Below are 15,312 nucleotides of genomic sequence, written 5' to 3'. Positions count from 1 at the left end.
TGAAGGGGTAGAGATCAATGAATTTCCAACATATTTTAGTTCGTCAACACAATAAAGTAGGTTACTTAACCTTAAACCGACCAGAAGTACTAAATAGTTTTAACGAACAGATGCATCAAGAAATTATTTTAATTTTAGACCAATGGTCCTTTAGTCAAGATATTCACACCATCGTGATTTCAGGAGCAGGTAAAGGATTTTGTGCAGGACAGGATTTAACAACAAGAAATAATGAGGTGATTAGCGCCCCAGACTATGATGCAGGCGCAGCCTTGGAAAAATTTTATAATCCTCTGATCTTAAAAATTACTCAGATGTCCAAACTTGTCATTGCTGCGGTAAATGGGGTAGCTGCTGGAGCAGGCGCAAATCTGGCTTTGTCCTGCGATATGGTGGTGGCCAAGCAGTCAGCGAGGTTCATACAGTCATTTTGCAAAGTTGGGTTGGTTCCTGATGCAGGGGGAACTTGGCATTTACCCCATCTAGTCGGATTAGCCAGAGCCAAAGGTTTGGCGATGTTAGGCGATCAATTATCTGCACAGCAGGCTTTAAATTGGGGCTTGATTTGGGAGGTTTATGAGGATGAAGCTTTCGAGCAGAATGTCATTGAACTTGCCGAAAGATTAGCAAACCAACCCAGCAGTTCAATTTCACTGATTAAACAAGCATTCAATCATGCACCACAGAATACTTTAGCGGATCAATTGCAACTAGAACGTCAATTTCAGCGTATTGCTGGACATTCAGACAATTATAAAGAAGGTGTGGCTGCTTTTATGGAAAAAAGAAAGCCCCAATTTAATTGATTGGATGCTGTAATCAACAACTTGTAAAGATAGACTTATAGAGCTAAGCATCTGCTGAATCCTGTAGATTCAGCAGATGGGTTCTACTATAAAAAATGAGCCTGAACGAACTCAACAATCTCAATAGCAAAAAGACGAATATATAAATTATACTTGAGTACTGCTTTTTTTCTTTAGACTTATGAGACCTTCAATAACCAATACACAGACTGCCATCCAAATCGCGATATAGGTTGGCCATTCAGTTGCATGAATTGTCTCACCGAATATGATTGCAACAATAAATAGCAAAACAGGTTCAACATAGACCAAAAGTCCAAACAAGCTCAAATTCAGATGTGGCGCTGAAAGAGACTGAAATCCTAATGCAAGGGCACTAATTAAGCCTAGCCCTAAAATTAACGTGAATGTATAAGAAGGTGAGCCTAAAGCACCTGTTAAAACACCACCTTTGAGAATAAAGAAAATACTCAAAGGCAGACTGAGTATCATATCGAACCAAACCCCACCGATATTATTGGTATTGGTTTTCTGCCTTAGCCAAAAATAAATTGGGTAGCCCAAACAAATCAGTAGTGTTGGCCATGTAAGGGTTGATGATACAAACAACATATGAATCACGCCGAATATTGCAAAAAGACAGGATAACTTTTGCCAACCTGACATTTTATCTTTAAACGCAACTCTTCCCAAAATAACCATTGTGATGGGCATCATAAAGTAACCGAGGGAAACATCTAATCCATATCCATGCTGAGGCGCCCACATAAATAACCAAAGTTGTAATCCAATTAGAAATGAAGAAATCAGACGAGTGAATATAAAAAAAGACGTTCTTTATATAAGCGCTCATAAATCTGTCTGACCTGTGACCAATTTCCCTGAGCAATGATGAAAAGTGTCAAACAGGGTAAGGTAAGTAAAATTCGCCAACCATATATTTCATTTCCCTCTAATGCACCCAATAAGGCGGTGTAGGCAAACATAATTGCAAACAGTATTGAAGCGATGACATTGAGGGTGATACCTAAAGCGGTATTGGATTGATGTGACATCTGAGTGAGCGATTTGAATTGAAAACGATATTTTATTTCAGCTTGATTGATAAATTTGCTGAAAATTTTTATTATAAATGAGAAAATTTCTCACGATATTCAATCAATTGATATGATCTTAGACAAGTTTGATTATGCGTTACTCATGCACTTGCAAAAGGACTGCTTAACGCCCTTACGTGAATTGGCAGATGCTGTACATTTATCCACTGCATCTGTACAGCGCCGTATTCAGAAATTACGAGAGCATGGCTATATTACTGGACACACCGCAATTTTAGATCCCGATAAGCTCAATCAAGTGATCACGATCATGGTCGAGGTTCGTGTCAATAAAACCCATATAGCTGATCTTGATCTATTAAAACAAAGCTTTTCTAGACCAGAAGTACAACAATGTTACTATGTGACAGGTGAGGCAGATTTTATCTTAATCCTTCTTGTTCCTAGTATGAGTCGATTTCAAGCACTGTGTGATGAGCTATTTCATTGCAATTCGAATGTTGAATGGTTTAAAACAACTGTGGTATTAGATCGGGTTAAAGTGTCTTTGGATGTCGTTAACCCAGAAAATTAGTTTGAAATTTTGGTATAGAAGTTCAGAGAACATTGGTTGTAGTTATTGAAATAATTGAGCAAAAATATGCACAAAAATTCTTTAGACGAATAATTATGAGCAAATATATTCACATTTATTATTTTTCATGCTAATTTTGAGCAAATTACTGCTCATTTCTATTTATGAAGAAATTTACAATACAGGCATTATTTGATACGCACTGGTTAGATATAGCAGAACTTAAAATATTAGATCCTGAAAAGGGATCGGCGAGTCCCTGTGAACTAGAGTACCAAATTGAATACGCCATTTCATATTTAGACAAAAGGGATGAACATGCTTGTAGTTTATCGCTTCCAGTGCAACTGATTATTAAACATGAAGCCAAAACATGGTTTGGCTTTTTAGATGATATTATTCCTTCAGGTGCTGCACGACGTTATTGGATTAACTATCTCAACTTACAAAAATTCTCACATGCAGAACAAGACAGTATTTTATTAGAAAAAGGAGTGATTGCACCTGTTGGAAATTTACGAATTAAAGAATCAATTCCTCCCATAAATCCTGAGTCTACTTTACATTTACGTAAATTTAGTACGGCAGATGTTGCTGATCGTAATGCAGATTTTTTAGAGTATGCACAGCAAATGGGAGCTATCAGCGGGGGAGCAACCGGTGCAGGTGGTGAAGCACCAAAACTGCTTGTGCGTTACACAGCGGATCAAAAAGTCTGGATTGATACTTATCAACAAAGCTTTGATACTCCTGATCAGCATTACTTGGTTAAATTTCCGAGAAATAATCGCAGTGAAATTGACTGTAACATTCTAAGAGCTGAATATTATTATTACCATGAATTGAATGAACTGGGTTTTAGTACAATTGATACTGCCAATATGCGGCTTATTGAAGGTGAAAGGTATCCTTCATTGTGGTTGCCAAGATTTGATACTGAATGGCGTGATCAACGATGGCATCGATATGGACTCGAATCAGTGTATTCAATTTTAAATAAGTCAGCAGGGAGCCATCTTAATCATTTTGAAGTGATTGACAGTCTTTGTATTTTACTTAAAACCATAGATACTAAGTTTAATTCGACTCAATTTGTTTGCGAGTGGCTACAACGAGATTTACTTAATATCATTTTTGGTAATTCAGATAATCATGGGCGTAATACTTCATTTTTAAAAAAGACTGGAAATGTTTTTCTTTCTCCGATTTATGATTTTGCTCCTATGAAAGCAGACCCAGAGCATGTGATTAGGTCAACAACATGGGGAAGTCCTTATGAAGAAGGTGGTGAATACCAATGGATTCAAATTTCACAGAAATTGGCGCCGTGGTGTGATCCTGATATATCTTTGGAGACGCTAAAATCATTGGCGAATAAATTACTTGGACTCAAACAAAGATTAATAGACAAGGGCGTACCCAAACAGATCATTGAAATGCCTGTACTCTCATTCGACTACATTGAAGCTAAATTAAAGCGATGGGAACTTTTATGAATATTAAAAAACAACCACAAGATCGCCAGCAAGTTCTGATTGATTTGTATACAAAGTACTTAATGAATGAAATAAGCATGGGGCAATTGTTGGCTTATCTTCGGAAAAATCTATTAAGTATGTCACAAGAACAATATGCAACACTGGTCGGTATTAGTCGACGTACACTGAGCGATATCGAGCAAGATAAAGGAAAACTTACTCAATCTGTTGTTGATAAAGTGTTTAAACCCCTTGGATTAAAAGCTGGGCTCATCCCTACGCATGAGCATATTGTTGAAAAAATTTTTAAATCATCGAATACTTGATCGTTACTCAGATGGTTAAATTTAATAATAATTACAGCTTTCAATCAGTTAATTTGGTTTCATCAATATAGATTAAAAATAAGAATTAAATAGAAAAAAACGAACAAAATGCTGATTAAGTCATACAAAATCTCAAATTGGTATAATTCTTTTAAAATTTTAAGTTGATTGTTTAGCTAATTTTAAATTAATATATCTAAAAAATACGATATAGAGACCCGTAGCTTAAGCGCCATCGTCTCTATAACAGATCGATCTTATAGCCCAAAAGGACTCTAGACGAGATTCTTTATCAGATCGCGAAATAAGATTGAGGAAAAAATACAAATGCACAAGTTTTCAAAAATTGAGTTAGTAACACAACAGTTTACTGACACAATTGAAGATTATCTGACGTTAAAAATGAGTTGTGATGGTACTTATATACACCATACAAAAAAAGATGATGAAAATTTTAAGATTGAAGTACTAATAGATCCACCCAGCGATGTTTTAGAAGTATTTAGAAATATCGCTCATGAAATTAAAGATTATTTGGATCAAATTGATTATCAAGGAAAATTTGAATTTAAATTTATCGTTTAATGGTGATTAGTTAATGCACTCTAGAATAAACATTTGATCAAGTTGTTGTTTTTTCAGTAAAAATAGAGTGCTGTAAGTTAGCATAGTTATCAATCACATCTATATGAATGTTTCATCAGTCGATTAGTGAATTTCATTGAGTATTTTTTTGTCTAGTTTTGTTTTCCTGAACTTTTAAAAAATGATCACCCGTGTAGCATTTTATTAAATTCTTATGGGAGATAACGAATGTTAGACTATCTTAAGAGCTTTCATAACATCAATACATATTTAATTTTATCCATTATTCTATTATTTTTGGTGTTAGCTTTAGATTATCTTTAATCAGTATCTATGGTAATTTTCTATGATTAATGAAAATTCAACAAATAAAAACTCACTTAGTGTGAGTTTTTATGCAGTCTAAATCTGTGATAAATTTAGACAAATAATTGTTATTCAAGTTAATTTTTTAAGCTTTGAAAATATAATAGCACCATTATAAAATATAAAGATTGCTTTTTTTATTTGAAATTTTACATCTATGATGAACAAACTCTTAACTACCTTAATAACATCAATAATTGCATGTTCAGTGTATAGTGCTGAAGATATCTTTAAGAAGCCTCAGTCTTATGTGTTTCTGCAAAATGAAACGCAACATGAAAATAACAATGATAACCAAGTTGATTTTTTTGAGCTTTCAAGACAACAAGAAAAAGATCAGATCAATCAACGTGATGCAAATGTACTCCGAATAAATGAAAATCGCGCCAATACTTCAAATATGAGTCCATTTGAAAGATCTCAATATTTACTTAAAAACAATGATACTCAGGCTTTGAACGCACATACTTATGAGCAACAATTAAAATCTATTCAACAGGCAAGAAATAGGGGAGTGATCTCAGAGCAAGACTACCAAAAGCAAATTTTAAAGCAAAATAATGCACCTTTACAGCAAAAAGATCAGCCACTTAAATTTTCTATTCCTTAAAATATGAAATAAATAAACCTCTTTTCAGAGGTTTATTGGATACTTAGACCAAAGTATTAGTTAAAAATTAAACAAAATATATTACATTTATTACGTGAATAATTGATAAAAAATACTATGAACTTTTGTATCGGTGGACCTTGGAATGGCAGTAAGCTGCTTGGAAAAGTAAATTATAAAAAATCTTTTAAAGTGAAGAATGCTTCATCTAACTTGGTGACAACATATATAAAGAAAAAAGTGTTTGTCCAAGATCAGTCTTTTGTATTTTGGGTGGCTGATGAATTATTAGACATACAAGCAAATGAAATGATCAAATCTTATCTCTATAAAAAATGTTAGTAAAAAGAATTTCTTTTTTTGAATCATCAAGGTTACATGGGATGTAGTCTTAGACTATGTTATGTTGATTACCTAAAAAACAACAGCATTGTGCCACAGTCTTGGATATCTTATTTAACTTATGTTTATCTAGAACCTAATTCACAATTAAATTTATGTTAAATAAACAATAAATTTAATTACTTAGAGAATTAAAATTATGATTTATAAAATATTTTGTTTATGAACCTAGCGATGAATACATATTTTCCTACTAAAAAAGCCTTAAGAATAGACTAAATTTATCTAGGAGATTGGTGGCAGTTCACCACCAATTAAAATGATGGGGCTAGGGTTTTGATAGTTAAGATTTCTGTTTGGCTTTTTGGCGTAAGACATACAAATATAAGCTTTCTACTTTTTCACGTGCCCATGGTGTGGTACGTAAGAATCGCAATGATGATTTAACACTTGGATCTATACAAAAACATCTAATTTCAATTTTACGACTTAAGCTCTCAAAGCCACCGTAGTAATCCAATAACTCATCCAAAATGTCAGCAAGTTTTTTGCCATGTAAAGGGTCATTGGAGGTGTTCATAATAGATCAACCATATTCGGGGAGTCCATCATTATAACCTGAACTAGTTGAAATAGGTCAGCATCACAAGGCTTATGCATCAAAGCCATGATTGCATAAGCCTTTTGAGGAGCGATCTGAATTCTGCATAACTTATATCATGTTAATTGGAATACTCAGCAACGTGAATTATGATCGTAGAGATTCAAGTTACTGAGCTGTAGCAACAATAGCGTTGTGTAGCCACAGCCTATGGTATCCTATTTAACATAATAGGTTCGTTATGCGACTTCCAAGCTAAGAGGAAAGGCTATTTAGCTTTTTACATTTTTGGTTCTTTTCTTTCACTTATTTCAATTTTTATATTGCAATCTTTATTTTTAAAATACTTATATACTACCCAACCAATCCAAATTGAAATTATTATTGATGCCCCATTTGCAAATCCACTCCAATATATTTGTCTACTAATTTCACAAGTCATTTCGTTTAGAAAATTTTTCATTTTTATTCCTTATTTTATCTTTCTTAAGTAGAAGAGCGATTAACTCGCTCTTTTTTATTTGAAAAAACAATTATTTTGGGATAATTAATTTCCCTGATTCTGTAATTTCTATTAAATCAATTCCTTGCTCTAAAACAATGTGCGCAAGCTCTGTATCTTTAACAGGTTCTAATCTTTTATTTATTAGAGTCTTGTTAATTTCTACAGCCTTGTTTCTCAACAATTCTTTTTCTTTGTTGCTTAATCTTAACATTTGCGCCATTTGCTTTTGATTCCGAACCATAAAATCCACCTAATTCTATATAAACTTGTATACATGCTTTACATGATACATGTAAATTTGTTATCTTTTGCTCAAATAGAAACATGTATACATGAATCATGACTACACTATCATTTCATACAAAACAAGAATTCATCCAGTGCGCTTTTGAAACTGTGGCGAAGATCGTATCTGACCAAGGGCAGATTGCTTTAGATGCAATGACACCTGCGATATCAACTCAAAGATGTTTAAGTCATTTAGCTTTTGTATGTCATGAGTGGTCATACGATCCGACCGTTATCGACACGTATGCAAATCTTTATAAAGAATCAAATTCAGAATTGATCGAAGCATTTGGGGAAGAGTGATGTCTAATTTTAATTATTATTCTTATGCCTTGGGTGTCGTTCTTGGTTTTATCTCTGGCTATTCATGTTGTTATTTTGGTGCTTAATAATGAAAACAATCCTCGAAAAAATCCACGCCTTTGATGATGCTCATTTAACACTTGATGAGTTATATCATCGTGAAAAAGACATTACATACGAAATTGAAGCTCACACGTCATTCGGTGAAATCTCATTAGAAGATTCAAACATTCTTAGAAACATGTTGCAGGGCATAGTTAAAAATAAGTTCTCTGCATTTGAAAATGCTTTGAATCAACCTAAGAAAAAAGATGACCAATCTATTGCGGATTTATTTGTACAAAAAATAACCTTTCCCTTGAAAAATACACGGGATATGTCTCTTGAACCCCCCTTTTATAATATGGGGGTAGCTGATACACAAAAAACATCTGATTCACAAGCTTTTCCTCGTCATTTGGATAACTACAAGTTAATTTCAACTCAAAAGGGTGTAGTACCTGTGCTGCGTTGCACTCCAATTGAAAATAATGTTGTGGGTCTTGACTGGGTAACATTTAGTTTCTGTGTTTCTACTTTTGGAGATAAATATCTCCAATTAGACCAAGAGCAAATAGACTTGGGTATTGGTGATGCAATTGAAACATGGCTTGATCAATTACTCTTTGAGATGTTTGGCTTTGGTATAGCTCAAAAACGTAAGTGTGGCATACGTTTCGACAAATATGGCTATGATTTACAAGATAATTTGGGCATGGTTTTATACGGTAATAATAACAATCGTATACGTGTACAAATCAATGGCTCGGGCTGTGCTTTAGCTCGAAAAGGTTGGAATGAACAGCTTTATAAGTTTTTAAAAACACAGGCAAAAAACCCTAAATTAAACCGCGTCGATATTGCATTTGATGATTTCGAAAGTGAATTTGTTTCTGTTCAAGCTTGTGACCAATGGGACAATGAAGATTTGTTCTTCTGTGGTGGTCGTAATCCTGAAATTAATAAGCTTGGCGACTGGAAGCGTATTAACGGTAAGGGTTTAACTTTTACTGTTGGAAATCGTGAAAGTTCTAAGTTTTTAAGATGTTATGAGCGTGGCAAAAAAGAAGGTGATTCACTTAGTCTTTGGACACGTCTTGAGCTTGAGCTTAAATCATCAGACCGATATTTGCCTTTAGATGTTCTTTTATCACCGTCAACATATTTTAAGGGTGCATATCCTGCATTAGAAGCATTGTGTAATCAATTGCATGATTTTACTGCACCTGAAAAATGCGAACTTGTTGATAAACAAGCAACTATTAACTTTGATAAAGCTATAGATGTACTCAAAGTTCAATTTGGTAAATATATACGTCAATTCAGAAAAATCATTTCTGATGATGCTCTTTTGACCATGATTTCATCAGACAAAGATGAAGTACCTAAACGACTTCAATTTACACATGCATCCGTAATGCAGTCATTACGTCTTTCTAGTCTTAACAGACGAATTTTTAACATAAATGTAGATGAAGAATCACCTTTATTTGTTGGTGTTCCTCTACTTAATCAATCTGCTTATAAGGAATTTATCCATGCAATTTAAATCAACAATGGTGGTGTTAGGTGCTAAGGCTTCAAAGGGGAATTACAACGGTGTTCCTTTTGATAAAACAACTATTTTCTATAAAGCCGATCTTCAGGAGGGTGAAAACTTCGTCGGTGAAGTAGGTGAAGCAATGGTTTGGGGTACTGCTGACAACTTCCAAAAAATCAAAGGTCTTGAATATCCGCTTGTTGCAGATGTGACTTTGGAACAAGTTTCGAATGGTTCTGCATCACGCATTATTATAAAAGATCTTGTTCCACAAAAAGCTCCATTAGCTCAGGCACAAACAAAATGATTTATTCAAACTTTTTAACATACGCCTGTCCGATCTGTGGAGCTTATCAGCATCCAAAAGCGTATCAGTTTCATGTATCTGCATGTAAAGGTTAGATAAAAATGGAATACATTGTTTGGTTTTTCTTCATCTATGGCGTTGTCAGTTTTTTAATTAATGTCATACAGCTGATACGGAGAGTAAAAAATGGAAGGTTACCACGTTTGTCAGTTGATAGATGAAACAACAAACCAATGCTTGCAATGGGTTCCATTTTCAATAATTCCGACGTTGACGGATGAAGCAAGAGATCAGCTTCTTTTAATAATGATTTCAACTTATATCTCTGTACTGGTCGTAAGAGCAGTAAAGAGTTTAATCCTTAAAAGTGACTAATTCGGGAGAAATGTCATGACTTTAAAAAATGTAGAAAAAATTGAGCAAGAAAACCATAAAAAATCATGGTTTCAACGCTTTCGCAACAAAATCGGTATTGCAGCTAGTGCTGTAACTTCCTTAGCTGTTTCTAGTGCTCATGCTCTAAAAACAACTGATGTTCAAGCTGCTTATACGGCATCAGGTGCTACAGAAACAATTGACGGTACTGGCATCATTATTATCGGGCTTGTAATTTCACTTGCAGTAATCGGCATCATTATTTCTCTTGTGAAAAAGAAATAAAATCAGGGGGTTACTATGGATTCGTCTTTGTTAAATTGGTTCATAGTAATCCTTGTTTGGATATCCATGCATAAGATGTTTTTTTAAATATTTAAGGGATTACGATTATGAAATTTTTTAAATATTTGATTTTTGTATTTTTTATAACTTTCTCAATACACTCATATTCTGCAACAAAGACATATTGTGCAGTCAGTCAAAATTCAGGCTTTTGCGGAAGTACAGAAAATACTGCATGTGAAAAATGGGCAAAAACATTTGCATCTTATGGAAAGCATGAAGTAATAAATACACTTTGTTATGCTGAAACTGCAAATGGCACAACTATACAAACAACATATATTCGATCATATGATGAAGTATTTACTTGTCCGAAAGCTGGCGAACGATTTATTCAATACTTTCCAACAGGCAACCCAGTACCGCAAACAAAATGCGTCAAAGGTCCCGATGGCAAATTCTGTAAATACGAAAATAGAGATTCTGCATCTCAAATTTCTAATTTAGGTTCAAAGTCTGCTGTTTATTTAACATCCGTTTCAGATCAGCCAACATCATCTTGTAATGATTCTTTCGGTGGTTCTTGTAATTCTAATGACCCATACGGTGGATGTTACACACCTCCTAATGATGGTTGTACCCGTGGTTCTGACGGTTCTATTTATTGCCCACCTGATGCACCACCACCCAAGATTGAAAGTGGCTGTACTGCTGGCGCAACATATTGTGATCGTCCCAAAGGTGGTTGTGGTTCAGATTACGTTTCTGGTAGTTACAACGGAAAAGCAGTTTGTGTAAAAAAATCGAATAACACAGGCAATAACAACGGTTCAGATTCTTCAGTTACCCCACCTTCAGGCGGTTCTACTGCAACAACAAACAATGCTGATGGCTCTAAAACAACAGTCACCTCGGATGCAAATGGAAATCCTGTTTCAGCTACTGTCACTGGTGCTGACGGCTCAAAATCAACAACGACAATCAACAAAGACGGTACATCAACGACAACTACAAAGAATCCTGACGGAACAAGTTCTACGAGTACTGGAACAACGACAACAGTAAAAAATCCTGACGGTTCAACAACAACAACGATTAATAACAACAATTCAACGACTGTTATTAATAACAATAATAACTCTACGACGACAACAACAACGAACCCCAACACGGGTGCAAATCACAGCACAGGCGGTCAAACAATTGTACAGCAAGCCCCAACGATTGACATGTCAGGCGTAATATCTGCAATTAATGCAGTAGCAGAAAAGATCACTTGGCTAAAAGATGAATTATCAACATCAATCAATGACGTATCATCAAAAATAGATAAAACAAATGAAAAAATTGACCAAACTAACACAAAACTTGATGAATCAAATCAGAATCTTAGAGATATAAAGGACGTTCTTGACGAAATCAAAAACAAGCCTGATGGCTCAAACGGTGCAAGCTCTCCCAATGGTAGTGGTTCTGAAACTGATCTTTCAGGAATTGAGGGGAAATTAGATGGAATATCTGAAACATTAACTGCTATTAAAGATTGGCTATTTGAAGAAAATCAAGACTCTGAACCCGAAGAAGCGCCAACAAGAGAATTTCAGCAACAAGAGTTAAATTCAGAACTTTATAAAGTTACTGGTCAATGTCCAGTGAACAAATCATTCAGTTTTAAAGGTCATACATTCACGCTTGATTTATCTCAATTCTGCTATGTCTTACAAATTATGGGTTATATCGTTGCACTTGCTGCATGTCTTCATGGAATTGCAATTTTATCGGAGAACACATAAATGCCAGCTGTTTTAATTGGAATATTTGTTGGAATTGCCAGTCGTTTAATTGCCCGATTGTTGATAGGTGCGGGTCTAACACTCATTACTTTCAATTTTATTAATGGCTTATGCGAACGATTAGAAAGTATGTTACGTGGTTATTTGTATAGCTTACCTAGTGATTTTCTATACATAGTACAGATTTTAAAATTTGATTTTTATCTAAGTGTTGTGATTTCAGCTTATTCCATAGCAGGCTCAATTAAGGCTGCCAAAGTGTTCTTAGGAAAAGCTTGAGTCTTTTGCTGAGGAGGAGAAGGAAGAATGACGACGACGACGAACGCAAAGACGATTAGCTTTGATGGAGAATAATAAATGCAATATATCATTGACGCACCGCCGAGGACGGGTAAATCACAATACATGATTTATCTAATTGATAAATTTACAAAGAAATATCCGAATCGACATATCGTAACAAATATTATTGGGATTAATTATCCTGGCGTGATTTCCGTAAATGGAACATTGCATAACCCAGTAGACTGGCGTGATTTTCCTAACGGCACAATCTTTATTTATGATGAAGCTCATGAGCATCCTGCATTCAGCAAAGATGACTTAATGAAAGATTTAATTGTAGATACAAGAGAATTGGACGGTATCATTTCAAAGATTTCTAACGCAGTATTTGATGAACAAGTCTTATATTACATAGATCAATATTTTAAATTTAATGAATATGACCAAGATCAAATTGCTGAAATTAAAGCAATCATACTTAAAGACAAGAAGCTTCCTTTAGATTTCAAAAAGTTAATATTTGAAGATATTAATAAACGTAAAAAATTATTGTTAATCAAAAAGAAAGAACAAATCTTAGATATAGGGCGATCATTAACTTTACACGGTCACTTTGGATTTGATATTTATTTGATCACACAAGATATTGCACGTTTAAACCCTGCAACAATTGCAGCATCATCAAAACATTTAAAACTTCGTCGTTTGTTCGGTTGGCCGATGATGTTTATCTATGAATATTCAGAGGTGCAAAAATACTTTACTGGAACAACGAGAAATAATGCAATTTCAATTAGATTGTTTTTTTATAAACCATATCTTTATAAATATTATATTTCATCAGAAGATCATAACGTCCCTAAATCATATCCTTCGATGATTATTTTAATGCTAGTTGCGATCTGCGGCTTGTTTTACTGGGGCTTTTCTAAATTAAAAAGTGCTAACACGTTTGGTCTGTTTTCAGACAATTCAGAAGTCACTGCTGAAGCTAATAATAATAATTCTGAACCACCTCCACCTAAACCAGTCAATGAAACTAAATCGTCTCTTGAACCTGACTGCGAAGATTTAAATAACAATCATCTTGAAAAATGTATTGCATACAATAAGAAAAAAATAGATGAATTAAATAAAAGCGTTAGAGAGGCTAATTCATACTATGTTAATTATGACCCGACTAAACCGTATGACACGCAAATTAGTTCAAATTACGAAGCAACAGCAAAACCAGTATTTGCAGGTTGTGTTAAATTTAACGGTAAATATTATGCTTACACACAGCAAGGAACAAAACTTGAAGCACCTCAAAGCGTTTGTAAACGCTTAATTGATGATGGTGAGAGACCATTTAATTATTTCGCCAATAACAACCAAAATCAGATTAATTCATCACAACAAATTCAACCGCCATCATCAAATACAATTGAGCAATACAAGCCATATAAACAACCAGTTCAGATGGCAAATAACTATGTTGAGCCTCATTTAGAGCCTAAACACAACAATGGTGCAAATGATCAAACTAACTTTAGTTTCTAGGAATAATCTATGGTTTTGAAATCAAATGAAAAATTATTAATCACATCTATAAAAGATTTAAATGATTGTCTTGTTCATGTTGAATATTTACTTGCCAATGGTCATTTGTCTTTTATTGATTCTTCAACACTTAATTCTATGAAACGGACTTTGTTTAAAGGGGTTAATTCAATTTCTAAACTTGTTGATCCAAAACTCTTAGAGCAGATTGAGCCATCTAAATTGGTTTGTACAAAATGCGAATCTGAATATCCAATTAAATACGCGGATTCTCAGCAGTGGGAATATTGTCCACGTTGTGGGGAGACGTTTTTATGAAACATGATGCACATGTTCTTGAGTATATTCTTTATACTGATTTTATGGCTTATCTTGATCATTTGCATAATTATGATGATTATCCTTTTATTCATGATTTGGATTGAAAATCCACAAGTGTTTTAACAAAAAACAATTGTCGATCTGATACGCAAAGTACCGATTTATAGATAAAACGTCATGTCTATGACGCTTAGATTTATGACTATAAATCGTCACAAACAACATTCGAGCATTGACCCTCTGATTACATTTTTTATTGCTATTTCACTGAAATAGCAATCTATAATATGCGGGTAACGATGCCTATAATTTGATCTAAAAAAGGGGGTTCTATGCCTTTTATTTTAATAATTATTTTATTTGTTATATTTTTTTCTTTTCCAATTTATCAAGATGGTCAAGATGCAAATGAACAACTTTGTAAAGCAAAAAGTAGTTCATTGTTTATTGATTCAATTAAAGATTGTAGGTGATTTTAAATGGATTATTGGATTGGTATGATTACATTTTGTCTTGTATTAGGCTATTACGGTGTTAAAAATTTATATAGATCGGTTCGTGATAATGTTGAAGAATGATTGGCATAATATTACACAATGAACAATAAACACGTATGGAAAACCACGTTTTACAATCGAAACATTGGGGTATTACACAAATCAGATTATGTTTTTATGCGTGATTCACTGGAGAAGTACTTAGACCAGATCAGGGAACTGGACATAGACAATTACGATGAAATAGATCAACTTAAATTATTATTTATAAAATTAGATCATCACATAGATAGGTTAAGATAATTCCATACAAAAAGTAGGGTTGACCTGGAATAAAATTAAATAGCGCAGGATTTTGCATAACGAATATTATGTTACTTAGGATAGTCGTCAACGTGAATTAAAATTATTAGGATTCACGTTGACGATCTGTGGCAACAATAGCGTTGTGTAGCCACAGTCTTGGATATCTTATTTAACATAATA

General features: G+C 34.0%; 17 protein-coding genes and 1 pseudogene. 14 read left to right on the top strand and 4 right to left on the bottom strand.

From position 1 onward, the window contains the following. Positions 1 to 17 precede the first annotated feature (17 nt). Positions 18 to 806 (top strand): 2-(1,2-epoxy-1,2-dihydrophenyl)acetyl-CoA isomerase PaaG, encoded by a 789-nt coding sequence (gene paaG / locus F938_RS10250; protein WP_005031548.1) that lies wholly within the window; start codon positions 18 to 20, stop codon positions 804 to 806. Positions 807 to 953: 147 nt separating this feature from the next. On the opposite strand, the pseudogene rarD reads toward paaG, so the two are convergent. After that, positions 954 to 1,861 (bottom strand): annotated as a pseudogene (gene rarD / locus F938_RS10245) (EamA family transporter RarD). Positions 1,862 to 1,973: 112 nt separating this feature from the next. On the opposite strand from rarD, the gene F938_RS10240 reads away from it, so the two are divergent. From F938_RS10240 to F938_RS10220, 5 genes are all read left to right on the top strand, one after another. Next, positions 1,974 to 2,438: an Lrp/AsnC family transcriptional regulator gene (locus tag F938_RS10240; protein WP_005031542.1), complete on the top strand. Its 465-nt coding sequence runs from the start codon at positions 1,974 to 1,976 to the stop codon at positions 2,436 to 2,438. Positions 2,439 to 2,602: 164 nt separating this feature from the next. After that, entirely contained in the window at positions 2,603 to 3,934 is a 1,332-nt protein-coding gene (locus tag F938_RS10235; RefSeq protein WP_005031540.1) for a type II toxin-antitoxin system HipA family toxin, read from the top strand. After that, entirely contained in the window at positions 3,931 to 4,242 is a 312-nt protein-coding gene (locus tag F938_RS10230; RefSeq protein ID WP_004830773.1) for a helix-turn-helix transcriptional regulator, read from the top strand. The genes F938_RS10235 and F938_RS10230 overlap by 4 nt, the downstream gene beginning before the upstream one ends. Positions 4,243 to 4,569: 327 nt before the next feature. Continuing rightward, positions 4,570 to 4,827, top strand: coding sequence for a hypothetical protein (locus F938_RS10225; RefSeq protein WP_004830774.1), 258 nt, complete (start codon positions 4,570 to 4,572; stop codon positions 4,825 to 4,827). A gap of 523 nt (positions 4,828 to 5,350) precedes the next feature. Then, entirely contained in the window at positions 5,351 to 5,803 is a 453-nt protein-coding gene (locus tag F938_RS10220) for a hypothetical protein (RefSeq protein ID WP_005031528.1), read from the top strand. Positions 5,804 to 6,488: 685 nt separating this feature from the next. On the opposite strand, the gene F938_RS10210 is transcribed toward F938_RS10220, so the two are convergent. The 3 genes from F938_RS10210 to F938_RS10200 all read right to left on the bottom strand — a co-directional run bounded on the left by F938_RS10210 (position 6,489) and on the right by F938_RS10200 (position 7,492). Further along, positions 6,489 to 6,725 carry a VF530 family protein gene (locus F938_RS10210; protein WP_005031526.1) on the bottom strand — a complete coding sequence of 79 codons (237 nt, stop codon included), beginning with the start codon at positions 6,723 to 6,725 and terminating at the stop codon, positions 6,489 to 6,491. Positions 6,726 to 7,026: 301 nt separating this feature from the next. Then, positions 7,027 to 7,209 (bottom strand): hypothetical protein, encoded by a 183-nt coding sequence (locus F938_RS10205; protein WP_005031525.1) that lies wholly within the window; start codon positions 7,207 to 7,209, stop codon positions 7,027 to 7,029. Between the two features lie 70 nt (positions 7,210 to 7,279). After that, positions 7,280 to 7,492, bottom strand: a complete 213-nt coding sequence (locus F938_RS10200; RefSeq protein ID WP_005031522.1) for a hypothetical protein — start codon at positions 7,490 to 7,492, stop codon at positions 7,280 to 7,282. 98 nt (positions 7,493 to 7,590) lie between these two features. Here F938_RS10200 and F938_RS10195 point away from each other — a divergent pair, with 98 nt between their 5' ends. From F938_RS10195 to F938_RS10160, 8 genes are all read left to right on the top strand, one after another. Further along, complete coding sequence (locus tag F938_RS10195; protein ID WP_005031520.1) at positions 7,591 to 7,842, top strand: hypothetical protein; 252 nt, start codon at positions 7,591 to 7,593, stop codon at positions 7,840 to 7,842. Between the two features lie 88 nt (positions 7,843 to 7,930). Further along, positions 7,931 to 9,430 carry a replication initiation factor domain-containing protein gene (locus F938_RS10190; protein ID WP_005031518.1) on the top strand — a complete coding sequence of 500 codons (1,500 nt, stop codon included), beginning with the start codon at positions 7,931 to 7,933 and terminating at the stop codon, positions 9,428 to 9,430. Continuing rightward, entirely contained in the window at positions 9,420 to 9,728 is a 309-nt protein-coding gene (locus F938_RS10185) for a hypothetical protein (RefSeq protein WP_005031512.1), read from the top strand. The genes F938_RS10190 and F938_RS10185 overlap by 11 nt, the downstream gene beginning before the upstream one ends. A gap of 390 nt (positions 9,729 to 10,118) precedes the next feature. After that, on the top strand, positions 10,119 to 10,388 hold the full coding sequence (locus F938_RS10180; protein WP_005031509.1) for a major capsid protein: 270 nt from the start codon (positions 10,119 to 10,121) through the stop codon (positions 10,386 to 10,388). Between the two features lie 107 nt (positions 10,389 to 10,495). Further along, positions 10,496 to 12,181: a hypothetical protein gene (locus tag F938_RS23450; protein WP_005031508.1), complete on the top strand. Its 1,686-nt coding sequence runs from the start codon at positions 10,496 to 10,498 to the stop codon at positions 12,179 to 12,181. Further along, entirely contained in the window at positions 12,182 to 12,460 is a 279-nt protein-coding gene (locus F938_RS10170; RefSeq protein ID WP_005031507.1) for a DUF2523 family protein, read from the top strand. A 78-nt stretch (positions 12,461 to 12,538) separates the two neighbouring features. Next, on the top strand, positions 12,539 to 14,008 hold the full coding sequence (locus F938_RS10165) for a zonular occludens toxin domain-containing protein (protein WP_005031506.1): 1,470 nt from the start codon (positions 12,539 to 12,541) through the stop codon (positions 14,006 to 14,008). A 9-nt stretch (positions 14,009 to 14,017) separates the two neighbouring features. Further along, positions 14,018 to 14,326, top strand: coding sequence for a hypothetical protein (locus F938_RS10160; protein ID WP_005031505.1), 309 nt, complete (start codon positions 14,018 to 14,020; stop codon positions 14,324 to 14,326). The last annotated feature ends 986 nt before the right edge of the window (positions 14,327 to 15,312 follow it).

The organism is Acinetobacter bereziniae LMG 1003 = CIP 70.12 (genome assembly GCF_000368925.1).
GTDB classification, from domain to species: Bacteria; Pseudomonadota; Gammaproteobacteria; order Pseudomonadales; family Moraxellaceae; genus Acinetobacter; species Acinetobacter bereziniae.
Note: the sequence above shows the minus strand (reverse complement) of the source record. Positions and strands in the feature narration are given on the sequence as shown.